At 35.2% G+C, this 19,224-nt stretch carries 20 protein-coding genes; 12 read left to right on the forward strand and 8 right to left on the reverse strand.

Annotated elements, in window-relative coordinates; translation table 11 throughout:
• Positions 1 to 9: 9 nt before the first annotated feature.
• Positions 10 to 480 (reverse strand): DinB family protein, encoded by a 471-nt coding sequence (locus EG344_RS17505; RefSeq protein ID WP_066694648.1) that lies wholly within the window; start codon positions 478 to 480, stop codon positions 10 to 12.
• A gap of 334 nt (positions 481 to 814) precedes the next feature.
• Positions 815 to 2,152, reverse strand: coding sequence for a peptide-N-glycosidase F-related protein (locus tag EG344_RS17510; protein WP_123910664.1), 1,338 nt, complete (start codon positions 2,150 to 2,152; stop codon positions 815 to 817).
• Positions 2,153 to 2,391: 239 nt separating this feature from the next.
• Between EG344_RS17510 and EG344_RS17515 the strand changes: the two genes are divergently transcribed.
• From EG344_RS17515 to EG344_RS17570, 12 genes are all read left to right on the forward strand, one after another.
• Positions 2,392 to 3,693 (forward strand): hypothetical protein, encoded by a 1,302-nt coding sequence (locus tag EG344_RS17515; protein ID WP_123910665.1) that lies wholly within the window; start codon positions 2,392 to 2,394, stop codon positions 3,691 to 3,693.
• Positions 3,694 to 3,713: 20 nt separating this feature from the next.
• Complete coding sequence (locus EG344_RS17520) at positions 3,714 to 4,178, forward strand: hypothetical protein (protein ID WP_123910666.1); 465 nt, start codon at positions 3,714 to 3,716, stop codon at positions 4,176 to 4,178.
• Between the two features lie 288 nt (positions 4,179 to 4,466).
• Positions 4,467 to 5,471, forward strand: coding sequence for an AAA family ATPase (locus tag EG344_RS17525; RefSeq protein ID WP_123910667.1), 1,005 nt, complete (start codon positions 4,467 to 4,469; stop codon positions 5,469 to 5,471).
• Positions 5,471 to 5,929 carry a GNAT family N-acetyltransferase gene (locus EG344_RS17530; RefSeq protein WP_123910668.1) on the forward strand — a complete coding sequence of 153 codons (459 nt, stop codon included), beginning with the start codon at positions 5,471 to 5,473 and terminating at the stop codon, positions 5,927 to 5,929. Before EG344_RS17525 ends, EG344_RS17530 begins: the two co-directional genes overlap by 1 nt.
• A gap of 102 nt (positions 5,930 to 6,031) precedes the next feature.
• Complete coding sequence (locus EG344_RS17535) at positions 6,032 to 6,895, forward strand: DUF58 domain-containing protein (RefSeq protein ID WP_123857150.1); 864 nt, start codon at positions 6,032 to 6,034, stop codon at positions 6,893 to 6,895.
• A 56-nt stretch (positions 6,896 to 6,951) separates the two neighbouring features.
• On the forward strand, positions 6,952 to 7,848 hold the full coding sequence (locus EG344_RS17540; RefSeq protein WP_123910669.1) for a BatD family protein: 897 nt from the start codon (positions 6,952 to 6,954) through the stop codon (positions 7,846 to 7,848).
• The gene (locus EG344_RS17545) at positions 7,841 to 8,833 is read left to right on the forward strand and encodes a VWA domain-containing protein (RefSeq protein WP_123910670.1); all 993 of its coding nucleotides are present in this window, start codon (positions 7,841 to 7,843) and stop codon (positions 8,831 to 8,833) included. Before EG344_RS17540 ends, EG344_RS17545 begins: the two co-directional genes overlap by 8 nt.
• Positions 8,833 to 9,840 carry a vWA domain-containing protein gene (locus EG344_RS17550; RefSeq protein WP_123910671.1) on the forward strand — a complete coding sequence of 336 codons (1,008 nt, stop codon included), beginning with the start codon at positions 8,833 to 8,835 and terminating at the stop codon, positions 9,838 to 9,840. Before EG344_RS17545 ends, EG344_RS17550 begins: the two co-directional genes overlap by 1 nt.
• A gap of 99 nt (positions 9,841 to 9,939) precedes the next feature.
• On the forward strand, positions 9,940 to 10,686 hold the full coding sequence (locus tag EG344_RS17555; protein WP_123910672.1) for a tetratricopeptide repeat protein: 747 nt from the start codon (positions 9,940 to 9,942) through the stop codon (positions 10,684 to 10,686).
• Positions 10,686 to 12,425: a BatD family protein gene (locus tag EG344_RS17560; protein WP_123910673.1), complete on the forward strand. Its 1,740-nt coding sequence runs from the start codon at positions 10,686 to 10,688 to the stop codon at positions 12,423 to 12,425. Before EG344_RS17555 ends, EG344_RS17560 begins: the two co-directional genes overlap by 1 nt.
• A gap of 44 nt (positions 12,426 to 12,469) precedes the next feature.
• Complete coding sequence (locus EG344_RS17565; RefSeq protein ID WP_115973180.1) at positions 12,470 to 13,072, forward strand: MarC family protein; 603 nt, start codon at positions 12,470 to 12,472, stop codon at positions 13,070 to 13,072.
• Positions 13,073 to 13,077: 5 nt separating this feature from the next.
• Positions 13,078 to 13,275, forward strand: a complete 198-nt coding sequence (locus tag EG344_RS17570; RefSeq protein WP_045499691.1) for a hypothetical protein — start codon at positions 13,078 to 13,080, stop codon at positions 13,273 to 13,275.
• 301 nt (positions 13,276 to 13,576) lie between these two features.
• Here EG344_RS17570 and EG344_RS17575 read toward each other — a convergent pair whose 3' ends face one another.
• From EG344_RS17575 to EG344_RS17600, 6 genes are all read right to left on the reverse strand, one after another.
• Complete coding sequence (locus EG344_RS17575; RefSeq protein WP_123910674.1) at positions 13,577 to 14,098, reverse strand: hypothetical protein; 522 nt, start codon at positions 14,096 to 14,098, stop codon at positions 13,577 to 13,579.
• Positions 14,099 to 14,248: 150 nt separating this feature from the next.
• Positions 14,249 to 15,217, reverse strand: coding sequence for a chorismate-binding protein (locus EG344_RS17580; RefSeq protein ID WP_123910675.1), 969 nt, complete (start codon positions 15,215 to 15,217; stop codon positions 14,249 to 14,251).
• Positions 15,218 to 15,440: 223 nt separating this feature from the next.
• Positions 15,441 to 15,869 carry a PaaI family thioesterase gene (locus tag EG344_RS17585; protein ID WP_068944176.1) on the reverse strand — a complete coding sequence of 143 codons (429 nt, stop codon included), beginning with the start codon at positions 15,867 to 15,869 and terminating at the stop codon, positions 15,441 to 15,443.
• 64 nt (positions 15,870 to 15,933) lie between these two features.
• A complete protein-coding gene (locus EG344_RS17590; protein WP_123910676.1) occupies positions 15,934 to 16,518 on the reverse strand; it encodes a 1-acyl-sn-glycerol-3-phosphate acyltransferase in 585 nt (194 codons plus the stop codon).
• Between the two features lie 313 nt (positions 16,519 to 16,831).
• On the reverse strand, positions 16,832 to 18,550 hold the full coding sequence (locus EG344_RS17595; RefSeq protein WP_123910677.1) for a PspC domain-containing protein: 1,719 nt from the start codon (positions 18,548 to 18,550) through the stop codon (positions 16,832 to 16,834).
• Positions 18,551 to 18,561: 11 nt separating this feature from the next.
• Positions 18,562 to 18,891, reverse strand: coding sequence for a PadR family transcriptional regulator (locus EG344_RS17600; RefSeq protein ID WP_045499677.1), 330 nt, complete (start codon positions 18,889 to 18,891; stop codon positions 18,562 to 18,564).
• Positions 18,892 to 19,224 lie beyond the last annotated feature (333 nt).

Below are 19,224 nucleotides of genomic sequence, written 5' to 3' on the forward strand. Positions count from 1 at the left end.
TTTAAACATTTAGTACTTTTCTCCTAAAATTGCTCTTTTTTGCGCCATAACATAACCATAATGCAGGCTTTCATGCATATTGTTAAAGATAATGGCATCCTGAATGCTTTTCAGATCCATTCCAAAACTTGTGGTGTAAGGCGTATAGTCTGAAAAGAAATCGCTGTCATAATCCTTCATTAATATCTTAGAGGTTTCGGTTAATAAAAACTCCAGATCTTCAACCTCGGATTTTTGAACATTTAAGTTAGGTAACGTTCCTTTTTTGTACGTTTCAACCCAATATTTATCAATACGGAAAGGGTTCCCGCTTAAGTAATAATGCAAAAGCTGCTGAGTAGCAACCGTGTGGGCAATATTCCAGTAAATATTATTGTTGAAACCATCAGGAATCAGCAGAAGGTCCTCATGGGAAGTGTTCTGCAGGATATCTAAAAGGTTTCTTCTTACCTGTCTGTGTGCTTGAAAATGATAATTCATTTTGCAGAAATTTTAATCACCAAAAATAGTTTAATAAACTGAAAATGACAATTTTTTGGGTAAAGGATTAAAGTAAAAGTTCCATGAGACCCAAAAAATACATTATTTATTATTTTCTTTTTGCGTGGAAATTTGACGAGATCGTGATGGGTTTTAGAAATTTTAACTTCTCCTTTTTAGATATTTATCAGTTTTTATGAAGCCAAAAACTCTCCGATGATTTTTGTCAAAGGAGAGTTTTTTATTATTTTATTAACTGTTTTTTATGAGTTATTTTATCTTTTTTCAAAAAGATTGTAAGGAAAATAGGCTCTTTTTTGCCAATTAAAATTGATTATTTTTTAATGATTTTATGTTTAAAAGTAGTTCCGTCTTTCAGAACAATATTTAAAAAATAAACTCCGGTGCTATAGGATGAAAGGTTGATTCTGTTTTCTTTGTAAACTTCGGTTAGTTTTCTTCCATCCATACTGAACAACGTCATGGATACTACATCCTCTTTTGTTTTTATATTGACAAAATCAGTGGTGGGGTTGGGATAAATGTTTACATCAATGGTTTTTATGTCTTTTACATTTAAAGAAGCATTGCTTTTACCTTGCATATAAACTGACAAGTATACGTCTCCCTGTTGTCCATTAAAAACGGCAGTAGGAACTGTATGTTTTAATGTGTGATTTCCGGCAGTTATGTTAGCCATAGTGAATCCACGGATAGGAACTGAGTTTCCTGGGCACCAGTTGTTCCATGAGGTCCAGTCATCAAAAGATTTTGGGACGGTTCCATAAATTCCATTACCTTGTGTATTGTATACTCTGTAAGGCTCGCAGGATATTCCTCCTGGAGTATAAGTCAGCATCTGGACATCATCTATATAAGTATAATTTTGTCTTCTTATATATTCTTCTCCTCCTGCATTCGCGCCGTGAGGGGTAGTGATGACAACAAAATTAGCATTGTTAACTGCGGTAGGAAGGTTGAAGGTGACAAGTCTTACGGTTTCCCCCGGAGCATCAGTACTATTATAGTTGTTGAGTCTGTTATAGCTTAATATAGGAACAAGAGTATTATAATCTGTAGGAGTAGCTCCTACATCTGTTGAAAAGAACGTTAGATTTCCTGAAAAAACATCAATTCTGCCTGAGCATCCTGCAACCTGTGTTTGTGCAGCATAAGGGACGCCAAAGACATCAAGCTCCATATACATATCATAAGCATTACGCAGTTCTGTATTATGAAATACACTGTAGAGGTTGCTGATATCATAGGTGTAAGGAACCTCTATTGGTGAACGGTTTTTGTTCATGAACGGGGTAATATACCGGGCAGCTTCAATTCTTTTTACCCCAGCATCATCCATAGTATAAGTAGGCTGATTCTTAGGTACCAATGCCAAAAATACCTCTCCCAGTCGATCGTAATTATCACATAAAGCACCAATGGTTACTCTCATGGCAATTTTTGCTTTAAAAGAGTCTAGTTCAGTGTCGGTAAGCTTTCTTGCGTATCTGGTATTTCCCAGTCTGATAAGGCCGTTAGGAACCGGATTGGCAACCGGTGCAGCATAGCCGTCATAGTATACCGCATCTGAAATCAGATTCGTCATAGTTGTCGTCTGTGATTTGAATAGACCTGTAAGGAATAGACTTGCAAAAAATAGTCTTTTATACATATCGTTGATATTTAATGTAAATATATTAAAATAGGTATTAAAAATAATGATTATTTGATTTTGTTTTTAGGTTAATAGTGTTTTTGTTATTGAATGTTTAAATATTTTAATTAAGTAGTAGAATTAATGCTGATAGTCTTCATGTTAATTAATAGAAATGATTGAATATTTTTTTTTATTAGAGGAATCAATATTTTATTGTTAAATTAGCATTGTATTCAATGGTAATATTATTAATAATGAAAAGAATTTTACTTTTATCTCTGTTGTTAGCAGTGTTTACTGTTAATGCTCAGATCAATATCAATATCGGAAGTACAAGTGTGGGAACTGCGCCAGTAAGTAGTTTTTTTTCCTATTCCTATGTTCAGCAGATATATCCCAAGCAGGAACTGAATGCTAGTACTGCTGGAACTATAACAGGACTTACGTTTTATCTTGATCCCTCTGCCACTATTAATGACTCGTCCAATTGGACTGTTTATCTGGGGCATACTCCAAAAGCCTCTTTTGCCTCTGGCACAGATTGGGTGCCTGCTGCTCAATTGACTCAGGTTTTTGCAGGTACAGTAACAAAAAATGCTAATAAGGTTGAAGTAGTTTTTACAACGCCGTTTGCTTATAATAATATGGATAATCTGGTGGTGGCTGCAAAAGAAAATTCGCCAAGTATTGACATTAATAATTTTGATGAAGCTTTCCGTGTGTATCCGTACTTACAGAATTCCACTCTTGTTTACAAAGGTGATCGTGCTGTTGTTGATCCGGCATCTCCACCGGGAGGGATAAGGGTAGATTATAAATCTGCTGTAACAATTTCAGGTTTGAATGCTAATCTTACTCCAGGTTGTCCTTTTGTGATTTCTCCGGCGAATAATGCTCAATTTGTTTCTTTGTCACCTAATATTAGCTGGCAGTCGGTAACGGGAGCTACTTCTTATAGGGTATCTTTAGGAACTACTCCTGGAGGGACAGATGTTATTAACCATCAAACAGTGAATGGGGTGAGTTATAACCTTTCTCCATCTGTTGTTCTTAATAATGATACTAATTATTATTTAAAAGTTACAGCTGTTTCTGCTAATGGAGAATCTGCCGGTTGCGCAGATTATACTTTTAAAACTATTCCTCCTGTGCCCGTAAATGATGCATGCTCCGGAGCGTTGCAGGTTTCTGCGTTCCCTTATGCTTATACACAGGCTGATGGAATGTCTTCTACTAATAATGGCGGATTTATATTGGCCTGTGCTAATGATGGAATGAATGATGGCTTATGGTTTAAATTTACAGGAGATGGGAGTCAATATACCATTAAGGCTACACCTTCGGCAGCTTCTTTTGATCCTAAAATAGGAGTGTTTAGCGGAACTTGTAATAGTTTGGCTTGTGTGGGGACAATGGATAATGGCGGTGGAGGTTCTGCTGAAACAATGACTGTTACAACAACCGCAGGAACAGAATATTACATCAATATAGGATCTTACGAAGATTCTGTAGATATGCCAGAGGGGGCATTTACAATAAATATTACCAAACTATAATTCTATGCAAAAGGAGTATCGTGGTAAAATATAAATTGTATCTGGCAATCTGTTGTTTGTTATTTCTATTTTCTTGTAATAGAAAATTAGAGCTGAATCCTGGTTCTTCATTTGGCTATGAAAGCTTAACCGACAGCTATCATTCGAAAACTAATATTTTTGAAAGAAGATATAGTGATGATACCATCAAAATAGAAATGAAATTAACAGAAAATGAAAGGGAGAAAATATTAAAGGCATTTTCTGAAAATCAATTTCAACGTTTTCCTCATGAAATTGATTGTTCTAAATGGGGGACTAATCCTAAAATATATGATGAACTTTTTATAGATGATTTTTCCGTAAAATATATACACAATAGAGAGGATGGATGGTTTTGTTCAAATGGTAAAAGATTTAAAAAAATAAATACGATCATTCAGGACATTATTTTAAACAAGCCAGAAATAAAAAAAATAGAATCTTCGGATATTGCTTACGAATAGTAAATTGTTGAATTTTTATTCTGATAGGATATCTAAAATAAACTCTATTGTATAAATTGATATAAAAGTGTTGTGGCAATTATTTGTCACAACACTTTTATAATAGATTGAATGATAGTGTGAAAGATTGAAATATGTCAATAGAATTATCGCAATAAAATTTATTTTGAATTCAAAATAAGTTGTTAAACCCGGAATATTTAACAAACTTTAACTCAAATATGGCATTGATTATGTTGATTAATGCAAGTATTTATCAGAAATTTACCACTTATTTTAAATCAAGCTATGTCAGATACATATCAAGCCGAGGATATCCGTCAGTTGACGGAAAAAGTAAAAGAAAAAAACTACTTATTTTCTCTTCTGAGACAGGAAATCAACAAGGTGATTATTGGACAGGAATACATGGTAGACCGTCTGTTGGTAGGGCTTTTAGGAAATGGTCACGTTCTGTTGGAAGGAGTTCCGGGACTGGCAAAAACCTTAGCCATCAAAACCCTGGCAGATGCAGTTCATGGTGAGTTCTCAAGAATTCAGTTTACACCGGATTTGCTTCCGGCAGACGTTGTGGGAACCATGATTTACAATATTAAAGACAATGATTTTTCTATAAAAAAAGGTCCGGTATTCGCGAACTTTGTTCTTGCGGATGAGATCAACCGTGCCCCTGCAAAAGTACAGTCAGCACTCTTAGAGGTAATGCAGGAAAAGCAGGTGACTATTGGTGACGAAACCATGAAGCTTCCAAAACCATTTTTGGTACTGGCTACTCAGAACCCGATCGATCAAGAGGGTACTTATCTATTGCCAGAAGCACAAAGTGACCGTTTTATGCTAAAGTGTACTATTGATTATCCTGCTTTCGAAGATGAAAGAAAGGTAATGAGAATGGTTTCTACATCCCATCAACCCACTGTAAATCCTGTGATTTCACTTCAGGATATTGTTGATGCAAAAGAGATTATCAACCAGATCTATTTGGACGAGAAAATAGAAAAGTATATTCTGGATATGGTTTTTGCAACCCGTTATCCTGAAAATTACGGACTTTCTGAACTTAAGAATTATATCAGTTTCGGAGCTTCTCCAAGAGCTTCTATTAACCTTGCGATTGCTTCAAGAGCGTACGCATTCTTAAAAGGAAGAGCTTTTGTAATTCCTGAGGATGTAAAGGCATTGGCTAAAGATGTACTGAGACACAGAATGGGCTTAACGTTTGAAGCCGAAGCCGAAGAGATTTCAACAGAAGAGATCATTAACAGGATTTTAGCAAAAATACAGGCGCCATAATGAGTGATGTTATTATTAGAAAAGCAGTTCAGGAAGATTCTGCTTCCATGCTGGAGTTGATTAAGGAACTGGCAGAATACGAAAAAGCATTACATGAAGTAACCGTAACGCTGGATGAATTTACTGAAGATGGCTTTGGGAAATCTCCGGTTTGGGGAGCTTTCGTTGCAGAATTGAATGGTGAAATTGTAGGAATCTCATTGTACTATGATCGATATTCAACATGGAAAGGAAGAAGGCTCTATCTTGAGGATTTGGTAGTAACAGAAAAAATGAGAGGAAAACAGATTGGAAAACTCCTGTTTGATGCTACATTGGAATATGGAAAATTAAATGCATACAGTGGAATGGTTTTCCAGGTATTAAATTGGAATGAACCTGCCATTAATTTTTATAAGAAATACAGTCCAAAGTTTGACGACGAATGGTTGAATGTATCTATTGAGTTTAAGAACTAGAAAAGTGATAGAGTTTAAACAGGCTTCAACTCCCAAAACTCGAGTCCCGGATCCCGAAAACCTTAAACCCAAAACCTTCAACTTTAAACATAAAAACCCTCTATGCAGATAAAAGATATTGTAAAAAAAGTAAAGCAGATAGAAATCCGTACCAGAAAAAAGACGGAGGCTGCTTTGATGGGGCAATATCATAGCGCCTTTAAAGGGCAGGGGATGACTTTTTCAGAAGTCCGTCCCTACCAGTTTGGTGATGAGATCAGAAGAATCGACTGGAATAAAACGGCACGTTTCCGTGAACCTTTCGTAAAGGTAATGGAAGAAGAAAGGGAGCTGACGATGATGCTTGTGGTAGATATTTCTGCCTCTATGGATTATGGAACAAAGAATCAGCTGAAAAGAGAATATGTTGCGGAAATAGCAGCCAGCCTTGGGTTTTCAGCAGCAGGGAATAATGATAAAGTGGGATTGATCCTGTTTGCAGATAAAGTATATAAGGTCATTCCGCCTCAAAAAGGAAGGAAGCATATCCTTTCTATTATCAGCAATATTCTTACTGCAGATTATGTTCCTGCAGAATCTAAAATAGATAAAGCTCTTGAATATATGATGGGGATTTTTAAAAGAAAATCTCTTGTGTTTTTATTTTCAGATTTTCAGGATGAATATGATTCCAAAATGTTGAGAGTCGCCTCCAAGAAACATCAGCTGTTAGGACTGAGGATATATGATGAAAAAGACAATGAAATTCCTGATGTAGGCTACACATTATTATATGATGCAGAAACAGGAAAAGAAATATGGGCCAATACTTCCAGTGCAAGATGGAGGTATACCTTTGCAGAAGCTCAGAAACAAAAATTAAGAGCTTTGGAGGATGATTTTTCCAACAGTTCAGCCAGTTTTATGAATGTAAATACCGGTTCAGATTATTCAAAACTGTTGTATAATTATTTTCAGAAAAAATAACCCCGGGTTTTGCCCGTCAATAGAACATCAGGCTTAGCCTTTATTATTATTTAACATTGAAAAAAATACTTTTAATACTATCTTATCTAATCTGTGCAAATGCTTTTTCACAGATATTATCTTCTAATGTAGAGAAGAAAACCATTGCTCTGGGAGAAACCAATCACCTTATTATAAAGATTGACAACCTCCATGACGAGCAGGTAAATTCTGCAGCAAAAAATGAATTGCTGCCTTTTCACTTTGAAGAAACCAAAGACAGTATTGGCCAGAATGCCAATTCATACGAAAGAAAAATAGAATTTGCGGTTTTTGAAGAAGGGAAGTTTACCATTCCTGAACTGGAGTTCAAAGTAGGAGATAAAATTCTTAAAACAATTCCTTACGAAATAGATGTCATCAATACAGCCCAGAAAGCTGATCAGATTAATGACATCATGAAAAATAAAGAGGTGAAGCTGGAAGCTAAAGATTATTGGGAATTGTACAAGTTTTATATTCTGGCAGCATTGGCTGCTATTGCTCTCATTATAGCGATTATCATGATTGTAAAATGGGGTCGAAAAGCGAAAAACGCTCCCGTGGTAACTACGAACCAAACCCTGAAGGAATTAGACTCTCTTAAAAAGAAAAAATATATTGAAGGAGGAAACTTCCGTTCATTTTATGTGGAATTGATCGAAATATCAAGGAATTTTATTACCAAACAATACCATCTTCCGGCAGATGTTCTTTTGACTGATGATCTTATCGATGTTATGAAAAAGAACAATACCATTTCTCAGGATAATGAGAAAATTGTAGAAGAAGTATTCCTGAGAGGAGATTTGGTGAAATTTGCCAAAACTTTCCCGGATCAGGCTACGATGGAGAAAGACTTTGCAGATATAAGAGATTTTGTGAAAAGATCATCCAAAGATTTAGAATTCGAAAACTTAAGAAAAGATGTTTAATTTTGAGTTTTACAGCCCGTGGTTTTTGCTGCTTTTTTTGCTGTTTATTCCTCTTTTGATAAAAGATGCGGGTAAAAAGAAAAGAAAAGGCATAAAAGTTCCTACCATCAAAAATATGGGAACGAGCGGTGGAATACAAGGAGTTCTTTTCTTATTAAAAATATCAAAGTACATTATTCTGTCGGCGCTTATTATTGCCATGGCAAGACCAAGGACTTTTACCGTTTCACAGGACAGGGATGATACCAAGGGAGTAGATATTATGCTGTCTATTGATGTTTCACTCAGTATGCTGGCAAAAGATTTAAATCCCGACCGTATTACTGCCCTTAAAGATATTGCCGTTAAATTTGTTCAGAAACGTCCGAATGACAGGATTGGAGTAGTAGCCTATGCCGCAGAAGCATTTACCAAAGTTCCTGTTACCTCAGACCATCAGGTGGTGATTGATGAGATCAAAAACCTTAACTCTAACGGTCTTGAGCCTGGAACAGCCATAGGAGAAGGTCTTTCCGTTGCAGTGAACCATTTAATTAAAAGTAAAGCCAAAAGTAAGGTCATTATTTTAATGACGGATGGGGTAAGCAATATTGAAAATGCGATTCCGCCACAACTTGCTGCAGAACTGGCCAAAAATAATGATATAAAGGTGTACACCATTGGGATTGGTACAAATGGTTATGCACTGATGCCAACAGCTGTGGATTTTTTCGGAGACCTTATTTTTACGGAAGCTGAGGTGACTATTGATGAAAATACACTGAGAGAAATTGCTCAGACTACAGGAGGGAAATACTTCAGGGCTACTTCTAACAGTAGTCTTGAAGAAGTATATGATGAGATCAATCAATTGGAAAAATCTGATGTTAAAGTGTCAAAGCTGTACAATTATGAGGAATATTTCAAAATCTTTTTATGGGTAGCCTTGGGTATGTTGGTGCTGGATGCATTATTGAGATGGGTGTTTTATAAAATTTTAAGCTGATGAGTTGGTCTTTAGGAAATTACTGGTATCTATTTTTACTGTTGTTACTGCCGCTGTTAGCTGTCTTTTTGGTCCGTTTTTTAAAATGGAGAAAGAAAAAGAGGGATGTTTTTGCTGCCAGTCAGTTTCATGATAATTTATTTGAGAAAAATTCAGGATTTACAAGGTTTTTTCCTGCATTATATCTATTGGGTACATTATTCCTGATATTCTCGATCATTGATCTTCTGAATGGTTCAGAAGAGGTGAAAAGCAATCAGAGATTAAATAATGTAATTTTTATGCTGGATGTTTCCAACTCTATGAATGCTGAAGATATTGAGCCGAGCCGTCTTACAGAAGCTAAAAACCTAATGATACAGACGATGTCGAAAATGAAGAACGATAAGATCGGGATTGTCATTTTTGCCGGGCAGGCCATATCAATCATGCCTTTAACAACAGATTATAATTCTGCTGAAACCTATATTGGTGCTATTGAAACCAATTCTATGAAGATTCAGGGGACAGATTTCCTGAAAGGAATGCAGGCTGCCACGGAGAAATTTAAAAATGTAAGCAAAGGATCGCGAAAAATTATACTACTGAGTGATGGTGAGGATAATGAAGGGAATGATAATGCCGCCATAAGGCTTGCTAATAAAGAAGGAATAACCATTACCTCTGTAGGAATAGGAACAGATGAAGGAGCCCCGGTTCCCGTATACAATGACGGACAGCTGATGGGGTATAAAACAGATGTCAACGGAAGTACTGTTATTTCCAAGAGACAGACTGAAGCCCTAAGTAAAATGGCTGGTTCTACGGGAGGAACATATATTGATGGTAATAATATCAATGAAGCTCCGGACAGGATTATTGATGCTATTAATAAGAAGTCTTCAGGATCAGAAACACTGGTGAAATCTCAGAATGCAAACCATTATTATCAATATTTTTTAGCAGTATCTATCCTGTTTTTCTTTTTAATTTATATTTTTAATCCCAAAAATGATTTTAATCTGTAGTTTCCCTTTATTTATAGAAGAATATCTACAGGTACTTTAACCGAATTTTAACAAATAAACCCCTGTTTCTTAACATATAAAGGAATAATTTTGCAGGTAATGAATACTAAAACCATATTTTTATCGTTTATAGTTGCTTTCTCCTTCTCAGGCTTTTTGTTTGGGCAGGAAAACTATAGGACTTTGGTTCATGAAGGCAATCAGAAATTTGACGGTAAAGATTATGATGGAGCCTCTTCCAAATATATGGAAGCTGTGAAATCTAATGATAAAGATTTTACGGCTCATTACAATATGGGAAATGCTCTGTATAAAAACAAAAAATATGAAGAAGCAAAAGCCGAGTTTGAAAAAGCACAACAGCTGTCACAGACTCTTCCGGATAAGGCTGCAGCCCTTCATAATTTAGGAAATACTTATATGCAGATGAATCAGCCGGAAAAAGCGGCAGATTATTATAAAAAATCGCTTAAACAAAACCCTTACAGTGAGGCTACCCGTAAGAATTATGAAATTGCCAAACTGAAAGAAAAAGAAAAGCAGCAAAATAAAAACGAGCAGAATAACTCCGGAAAAGGAGGTGGAGGCGGTAGTGATCAAAACAAAGGTGAAGATCAGAAAGGTGATAAAAAAGACCAAAGGCAGGATCAGGGAAATGGCCAGCAAAACGAAGGCAAAAGTGACCAGGGTACCCCTCAACAGAATCAGAATAATGAGGGCAAAATGCCAAAAAATCTTGAAAATCAGCTCTTAGATAAAATAAACGAAAAAGAAAAAGAAACCGCCAGAAGAATTTTAAATAAGAATTCTTATTCGATGCCCGCAAGCAACGAGAAAGATTGGTGATGAAAGACAAATTGATTTACATATTGCTTACTTTGGCATCCGTAATTACTTACGGACAGGTAAATCTTTCTCTTGACGCAGATAAAACCGAGTATGCTGGAAAGGATATTGTAAACCTTACCATTGTTCTTGAACTTAATGGAAGTGACCTTGTTCAACAGACAGGTTTTCAGCTTCCGGACCTTTCAAAATTCAACATTATCGGTAGTGGATCTGTAACCAATACAGTCATTGATCCGGCTACCAATACGCTTATTACTCAAAAAGTATCCAGAATTGCTCTTGAACCTAAGAAAAAAGGAAAGATCAAAATAGGATCTGTACTGGTAACTGTAAATAATAAAATTTATAAAACCGAACCTTTCGACGTTAATATCCGTGATATTATTGAAAAGAAATCTCTGGCCAGTAATACTTCCAATGAAGTCTATCTGAATATGGAGATTGAAGACAGGGATGTCTATCAGGATCAGCCTACTGTTGCTGTTCTGAAAGTATATTCCAGAAATATGGATAACCTTAGAAAAGTAAAGAATATCCGCCTTCCACAGCAGGATAATATCAATGTACATCCTATCAATTTCAATAAATCAGAGATTGATCCGTCTGATAACGGAAATATGGCATCTCAGATATTAGCCGTGTTTATGGTATTCCCAAATGAGGCTGGTTACGTTGAAGTTCCTGGAGTATCTGCATCTGTGAGTACTTATTCAAATAAAAATAAAATTGTTTCCAATAAAGTAAAGATTAACGTAAGAAAGCTTCCGGAAGGAGCTCCGGATGGCTTTAAAAATGCGGTTGGAAATTTTAACGTAAGTGTTTACAATACTACTAAAGAAAAACCTGAGGCTAAAAAGCCTCTGAATGTTGTAGTAAAGGTTGCCGGAGAAGGAAACTTACCGGACCTTGTACTTCCGAAAATTGCAACATCTCCCGATTATGAAGTTTTTGCTCCAAAGATTACATCAAAAGTTTCTCCAGGTAAAACCGGAATGAAGGGGGAGATTCTGGCCAATTATGTAGTAATTCCTAATAAATCAGGAGCCATTTCTATCAAGATGGAACCATTTGCTTTCTTTGATCCTGAAAATAAAGAATATGTGGATGTAGGGCAAAGAATATTGGATGTACATACATTTTCGCACGATCAGGTATTGGAATCCCGTTCTACGGTAGAAAAAGTGAATGAATATACCAATAACCTTTTAGAGACCGTAGATACACCGGTTCTGAAAACCACCTCATTTAAAGTTAAAGAGAAAAGTAAGTTTCATTGGAGTATTCTTTTGACCAATATTGCGATTCTTTTAGGCTTATTTGTTGTGTATCTGTTATTTAAGACTTGGCAAAAAAAACGCACATTAGTTAGGGAAACTGTATCTCAAAAACCTTTGGGTTCAGTGGCAGAAACAGAAAAAGAAATCCGAGACTTGCTGAAAACGGATATCAATGATTATTTTGGTTATCTTGAAAACCTCAAAGATAACGCCGAATATGAAAAGTTCTTTATTACATTGGAAGAATTGGATCAGGAAGTAAGGAATCAGTATTTCCAAGGCTCTGTTACAGAGTTTAAGACTTTTCTTGAAAAACACAAAGGTTCATCCTTGGCAGAACAATATGGAAGACTGCAGCAGAAAATTCAGATGGAGAAATATTCTCCTGTGAAATCTCAAGAGGGAATTGAGGAACTTTTGAAAACAATTGTTAATTTATATTCACAAATTAGCAAATAGTCAGTTTATTTTCATATTTTTGCGAAATTTTTAATTACAAAGAGATGGAAATTTTTGATGGTTTCTCTTTTAAAGAGATCGTTACCAGCTTTATGGTTCTTTTTGCCGTTATCGATATTATCGGCTCAGTTCCCATTATAGTAAGCCTTCAGCAGAAGTTCGGAAAGATTGAGGCTGGAAAGGCTTCGATTACAGCTGGAGCAATTATGATTGTTTTCCTGTTTGTAGGAAATAAGATTCTAAAACTGATTGGAGTAGATGTAAATTCATTTGCCATCGCCGGAGCTTTTGTGATTTTTGTCATAGCGCTGGAAATGATTCTAGGAATTGAGATCAATAAAACAACCGAAGCAAAGGCCGCATCTATCGTTCCCATCGCATTTCCTTTGGTAGCTGGTGCCGGAACTTTAACAACAGCATTGTCCCTCAGAGCTGAATTTCATGATATTAATATTATTTGCGGGATTATTCTTAATACAATTTTCGTATATTTGGTGCTGAAATCAGCGAAATGGTTGGAGCAGAAAATAGGAGATGCTACTTTGATGATTCTTCAGAAAGTTTTTGGTATTATTCTTTTAGCGATTTCAATTAAATTATTCACTGCAAATTTTGCCCAATTGGTGCTGAATTATGTTAATTTTTAAAAATTATGAAGAAGTTTTATAAAGTATTTTTAGTACTGTTCATCATTTTCATCGCTATTAATTTATATGCTATCAACTGGCAGAATGACCTTATCGCTGATGAAGATAACATTAAGTTTGTATTTTCTGCATCTGCTGCAGCAATAGGCCTTATCCTGCTTTTTGTAATGGATACCTGGAGCCGAATCGGTGTAAAAAAGTAAATTAAATTTTATTGAGCTATCCAAATAGCTTCTGTTGTTTAATATGTTTATTGTCAGGTGTTTATAGGTTTGTTTTGAGTGAAAAATCGGATAACTTTCTAAAAGATTAGGCAAAAATCATAATTAAAAATTATAACTATTTGAAATTCAATATATAATTATTTCAAATGATGGAATTTAAAAGTATAACTCAAAAATTTTATATAGATATAGCCTCTTTCTTTTTGAAGGAGGTTTTTTATTGCTTACTGTGGGTTTTTCCGGCTAAAGGAGCATAACTAATCAATATGGAATAAAAGAGTTACAAATTATTGGCTTGATTAAAACTTTTGAGTGCTTTTTGGAATTCTGATTGTTTTTCAGCAACTACTTTGTACAGATCTAATTTTTTTCGGTCAATTTGAAGCAGGCTGTCTTGAGCTTTATCTATTTTAATGGTATCCTTAGTAAAAGTAAGTTGCTGTTGTTGTTCAATAGACAGCCGCTCGATGAGAAATAAGTTCTTCATTGCTTTGTAATACTCAATGGCAGTTGTTTTTACAGGTGAGCTTTCTTTAATGCCATCAGTGGATAATCCTGATAACGTTTTAATAATTGAATTAAAAAGCTGTTCTTGCTGATCTAAAGAAGTAAGAGCACCCTCGAAATTCTTTTTAATTAAATATTGGTTCTTTTGGATTTCATATCCGTTTTTACCAATCAGTGTATTAGAGGCAATCTGCTCTTGGTCTGTAACTGTTTTTTCAAAATTGGCTGTTTTTTCAGACTTACAGGATAAGAGCCCCAAAAGCAATAATTGAGCAAGAAAAAGATTTGATTTCATAATAATGTTTTTTTTCAATTGGTGTTTTGTAAAGGTATCAAAAGTTTATCACTTAAGATTTTTTTATAAATTACCAGTTTTTATAGTCCATTAGAACAAAAGGATCAGCTGATTTCCTGTAATAGATTTATAATATGAAGAGAAAGAATATTAAGAAACAACCAAATTCTTTAAAATAGCCTCAGACTTAAGCTCTGTTTCCGTCCATTCCTTTTCCGGGTTACTTTGAGCGGTAATTCCTCCGCCTACAAAAATATGTACTGAACCTTTATAAAGTCTTGCGCATCTAAGATTCACAAAATAAAGAACACTCTCTTCTGTTTCCACTTTGATATAACCAGCATAAAATTCACGAGGGAATTTCTCATATTTTCGGATATTTTCATTGCAGAAATCTTTAGGAATACCACATACTGCAGGAGTAGGGTGTAAATCCTTTATTAAACTGTCAAGGTCATTGGGCTTTATTATCGTTTTAAAGTCCGTACGAAGATGTTTAATATTTCCGGAAATATGGTCATAGGTTTCAGACTGCTGAATGTTGTCTGAATAGTTTTTCAGAATATTCTGAATGTAAGTGGTAACCGGTTTCTGTTCTTCAATCTCTTTTTCTGTCCATCCTTCAGATGTAGGAAGAGTTCCTGCCAGTGCCATAGTTTCAAACTCATGGGTGATTTTATTAAACTTACCTAGTACTTCGGAAAAAGCCCCCATCCATGCATTTTCTCCATCGTTAAAAAGATACCTGAAGGCATTGGGATAGGATTGACATAATTTATCGAAACTTGCCTTATAATCAATCGTATTAAAGTCTGTAAAGATCTTTCTCCTTGCATACACCAGTTTAGGAAGATCATATTCTTTAATAACCTCAATTACCTGTTGTAGAGTATTGCAGTATTCTTCTTTAGTTTCTGCTATAAAACCCGTTGTATCTTTTACCAGGGATTCATTAGTGATCGTAATGTCATTAAATTTTACAGCATCAACCTTGATGATGTTTCCATTAAAGTTGATCTGATTCAGGCTGTTATAAGAATAAAAATTGACTGCGTTTTTATCAGTTGTTTCTTCTACAGTATGCAATCCTTCGTTGAAGGGAAGTTTGAAATAAATCATGTGTTATGAACGGATTTTGAAAATCACTAACCGGAAATAATATAGGAAATTCCGAAGTTGATTTTCCTTTCTGCAAAGGTATTATTAGTCTTAAAGATGTCAAAATTATATGAGCTGTTTTTTATAACAACATCAGTAAAGGGACAGAAAAATAAAAGATTACGGTAGGAAAATAAAAAAAGCCCAATTTTTTTTGAGCTTTTTAATGGTATGTCTGTTCAACCTACTTATTGATGATATTATTCGTCATCGTCGTATGGTTGATAAGCGTTCCTTTTTCATCCCTGATCTCAATTTCAGAGACGTGCATTGTTTTTCCTTTTCTGATGAAACGGGCAGTAGCCGTTACTATTCCGTCCTTTTTACTTCTTAGGTGATTGGAATTAATGTTGGTGCCTACACCATAATATTTATCACCATCAATGAAGATGTTAGACAGGCTTGAACCCAATGTTTCAGCCAGTACGCAGCTTGCTCCTCCGTGCATGATCCCAAAAGGCTGATGAGTTCTTGGGAGTACAGGCATTGTAGCGGTAAGAGTTTCATTTTCAAGATCTATATCAATGAATTTGATTTCCATTGCTTTTGCCAGGGTTTCGCCACCCCAGTTATTGATGAATGCTAATATTTCTTCTTTTGTCTGACCTTTCATTTTTTTATAGATAAGAGATAATTGATAAATGATGATGGGAAGATCGTAATTTATTTTACTTTTATTATTCCCCTGAACCCATAATATTAGGGTTCCAGTTGGCAGAAACCTTAGGAACAATGTCGTTTTTCACATAATAATCCTGAATTTCCTGCATGATCTCAGAAAACGGAACGGACGCAATTCTTTCATAAGGAATTGTGTAACCAAGGTATACGATGTTTCTTTTGAAATCTCCTGCCGCCAATACAATGGGTACTTTTGCTGCCATTGCCATATGGTAGAATCCTTTTCTCCATTTCGGAACCCAGCTTCTGGTGCCTTCCGGAGTAATAACAAGACTGAAATCTTCTTTGGCAAACTTGCTGGCTACAAAATTGACAAGGTCATTTTTCTGACTTCTGTCAATACCAATACCACCAAGTCCTTTTACAACACTTCCGTACCAAGCTTTGGTGTGGGCGTCCTTAATGATGATTTTTAAAGGTTTATTCAGAGACCAATAGGCAAAGTTTCCTAAGATGTATTCCATATTATGGGTATGTGGTGCTACCACCAGAATACATCTGTTCAGGTTGTTAACGTCGCCCTGCAGAACAACTTTCCAGCCTAATAATTTTAACATTAGTTTGCCTATCAGCTTTTTCATAGTTTCTTGGATTAAAAACAAAAAAGTATAACCAAACTGGTTATACTTTTACAAATATATTGAAATATTATTGCTCTTAAAACAAACCGTTGATTAAATCTACGATTTTCATTACGAATTCCATTGCAAATTGTATCATGATAAGAGTGTTTTTTAGTGTTGGTTGGTTATTAAATTTTAGCTATACGAAATTAAAACATTTTTTTCACATAGAGAACTAAATATTAGCTTTTTTCACTTTTCTGAGAGAAGAATGGTGTGAATTTCAAACGGTTGCCTTTCATTCACACCTTCTACCACTCTCTGTAGTTAATTATTTAGTTTGTATGGATATTTCGTTTTTTCCGTCTTTTATTTTGATGTCCACATCTTTGTTGATTTTTTTGATATCAGATGCTACGGAATCAATTACTTTCTTAGCCTGGTTGTTCGGAACTTTTTTACCGTTAATGATAATGCTGTCTTTATCATTAGAGTTATATTCTATACTGGACCCGTTTACAGTAATCTTATTTTTTTCGATTCTGATTCCGTTGTGGTTTTCATCTTTGTTCTGGTCATCATCATCGATACCGTCTCCGTTCAGGTCACCATCAAAATCAATTCTGTCTTTTTTCAATGGGATGACCACTGCATTTTGAGGAACTACAAGTTCATAATTTACTCTGTAATCTCTGAATCTGTGCTCATACGGGTATTTAATGTAATTTGGAAGTATTACTTTATTGTTTACAACTTCTACAGGAACTGTTACCTGAATTGGGAAGTTATAACCGTTTCCTTCTTTTTTGATGATTAAGTAAGGGGTTTTTACTTCCGGTTTTCTTGTCACTTCTACTGAGATATAATCTTCTTCATACACTGATCTTTTATCAGAATAGATGTCATCGTCATACGCTTTATAATTTTGCGGAATACTTACTTGCTTTACGTCCACATATACGGTGTCAGAAGTCGTATTGATGGCTATATTTTCTACATCTTCTTTACTGCCTTTGTAGATCAGGTTTTTCTTAGCCATGCTGATTCCGAAATAAGTCCCCAGTCCGATCAGAAGAAGGAATAATCCGCCCACTACCCATCCAAGATTTCTCAGTTTTGTTTTTGGAGAGAATATTTTAATACTTAGTAAGCTGAAAAGAATGGCAGGAATTAAACTTCCTATAATCATGATAGCTGCCAGTACTTTATCCAGACCGTTATCATCCATATAGAATCTGATCTGATTGGCTCCAGGGAAATCTGTATCCATCCCGAAAAGGGCAAATAGTACAAATACTCCAATAATACTTCCTACAGCTACCAATACAGAGAATGCACCAATTATATATTTGAATATATTCCATATTCCACTTCCTGCATTGTCAATGTAAGGTTTGTTTTCGTTGTAGATTTCTCCGACCCTCTGAGTAGATTCATTGGCAAATTGTACCAATTTATTAGACTCATTCTTAAGATTGTCGAAGTTCATAGGCTTTCCCTGCATCTTCAGGAAATCTGAAGCGGTTTGTGCTTTTGGAAGTACTAACCAAAGGATTAAATAAAGAAGTAAGATCACTAAAGCACTTCCTGCGGCAGGAATCATTACTAAGAAAACAACTACCCAGATAACTCTCATGGCAGTAATGTCCATTCCTACATAATGAGCTAAACCTGCGCAAACCCCTGCAATTTTCTGTTTTTCAGGATCACGGAACAATTGTTTTTTGTCTGTATAAGGATTTCCTGTGTTTGTATTTTTAGTTGTATTTTTTTCAGAAAAATAAGCTTCTTCCTGCTCTTCGATCTTTTCAGGTGTTCCGATCTGTGCGATTACTTTTTCTACATCCGTATCGTTGATCACTTCACGTTTTCCCAGAGAATCTCTGAAGATCTCCACCATTCTTATTTCTATGTCATGCATTACCTCATCTGCTTCCGAAGCATCAAGTGAGCTTCTCAGAGCGTTCAGGTAATCGCTGAGCTTTATATATGCGTGTTCTTCTATTGTAAAAGAAAAACCTGCGAGTCCTATTGAGAGTGTCTTGTTCATAGCTTTGTTTTTTAATGTTGTTGTGTAATTTGGTTTACTGAAGCGGTAAGCTCATTCCACGTGTTTTGAAGTTCATCCAGGAAAAGTTTTCCTTTTTCTGTGATCTGATAATATTTTCTGGGTGGTCCTCCAGTAGATTCTTCCCATCTGTAAGAGAGAAACTCTCCATTTTTAAGTCTTGTGAGAAGAGGGTAGAGGGTACCTTCCACAACATCCAGTTTTCCTTTTTTCAGTTCGTCAATAAGATCAGAAACATACATTTCGCGATTATTGATGAGACTTAGAATACAGAATTCCAGAATTCCTTTTCGCATTTGCGCTTTGGTATTTTCAGTATTCATCTTTGATAAGTTTTGTTAATTAAGGTTATATTTTAGAAAAATGCTCCTAGCTAGTTGAGCCTATTCTAATTTTACATTACAAAGATATGTAAATAAAATGGTATTATGCAATACAAAGTAGTGAAATTTTGAAAATGAAATGATTAATGTGTTGGTAATCAGTTGAATAATTTTTGTGTAAAATTTCACTCATTAAATTTTAAGAAAGAAATCTTCAAAAAAGTTTAAGAATTTGGGAAAATAGAGGACGTAAAAATTGTTTTTTTGATAAATGTAAATACTTAGGTTTTTCATCGCTGATAAAATATTTTTAGCTATAGTGGATTAATAATG

It is taken from the genome of Chryseobacterium sp. G0162, from assembly GCF_003815715.1.
GTDB lineage: Bacteria > Bacteroidota > Bacteroidia > Flavobacteriales > Weeksellaceae > Chryseobacterium.

Excerpts from the sequence above, each read along its gene's own strand:
- EG344_RS17525 (WP_123910667.1), top strand. The coding sequence starts at position 4,467 with ATGTCAGATACATATCAAGCCGAGGATATCCGTCAGTTGACGGAAAAA.
- EG344_RS17565 (WP_115973180.1), top strand. The coding sequence starts at position 12,470 with ATGGAAATTTTTGATGGTTTCTCTTTTAAAGAGATCGTTACCAGCTTT.
- EG344_RS17515 (WP_123910665.1), top strand. The coding sequence starts at position 2,392 with ATGAAAAGAATTTTACTTTTATCTCTGTTGTTAGCAGTGTTTACTGTT.
- EG344_RS17590 (WP_123910676.1), bottom strand. The coding sequence starts at position 16,518 with ATGAAAAAGCTGATAGGCAAACTAATGTTAAAATTATTAGGCTGGAAA.
- EG344_RS17600 (WP_045499677.1), bottom strand. The coding sequence starts at position 18,891 with ATGAATACTGAAAATACCAAAGCGCAAATGCGAAAAGGAATTCTGGAA.
- EG344_RS17555 (WP_123910672.1), top strand. The coding sequence starts at position 9,940 with ATGAATACTAAAACCATATTTTTATCGTTTATAGTTGCTTTCTCCTTC.
- EG344_RS17535 (WP_123857150.1), top strand. The coding sequence starts at position 6,032 with ATGCAGATAAAAGATATTGTAAAAAAAGTAAAGCAGATAGAAATCCGT.
- EG344_RS17570 (WP_045499691.1), top strand. The coding sequence starts at position 13,078 with ATGAAGAAGTTTTATAAAGTATTTTTAGTACTGTTCATCATTTTCATC.
- EG344_RS17580 (WP_123910675.1), bottom strand. The coding sequence starts at position 15,217 with ATGATTTATTTCAAACTTCCCTTCAACGAAGGATTGCATACTGTAGAA.
- EG344_RS17530 (WP_123910668.1), top strand. The coding sequence starts at position 5,471 with ATGAGTGATGTTATTATTAGAAAAGCAGTTCAGGAAGATTCTGCTTCC.
- EG344_RS17505 (WP_066694648.1), bottom strand. The coding sequence starts at position 480 with ATGAATTATCATTTTCAAGCACACAGACAGGTAAGAAGAAACCTTTTA.
- EG344_RS17560 (WP_123910673.1), top strand. The coding sequence starts at position 10,686 with ATGAAAGACAAATTGATTTACATATTGCTTACTTTGGCATCCGTAATT.
- EG344_RS17510 (WP_123910664.1), bottom strand. The coding sequence starts at position 2,152 with ATGTATAAAAGACTATTTTTTGCAAGTCTATTCCTTACAGGTCTATTC.
- EG344_RS17595 (WP_123910677.1), bottom strand. The coding sequence starts at position 18,550 with ATGAACAAGACACTCTCAATAGGACTCGCAGGTTTTTCTTTTACAATA.
- EG344_RS17585 (WP_068944176.1), bottom strand. The coding sequence starts at position 15,869 with ATGAAAGGTCAGACAAAAGAAGAAATATTAGCATTCATCAATAACTGG.
- EG344_RS17545 (WP_123910670.1), top strand. The coding sequence starts at position 7,841 with ATGTTTAATTTTGAGTTTTACAGCCCGTGGTTTTTGCTGCTTTTTTTG.
- EG344_RS17575 (WP_123910674.1), bottom strand. The coding sequence starts at position 14,098 with ATGAAATCAAATCTTTTTCTTGCTCAATTATTGCTTTTGGGGCTCTTA.
- EG344_RS17550 (WP_123910671.1), top strand. The coding sequence starts at position 8,833 with ATGAGTTGGTCTTTAGGAAATTACTGGTATCTATTTTTACTGTTGTTA.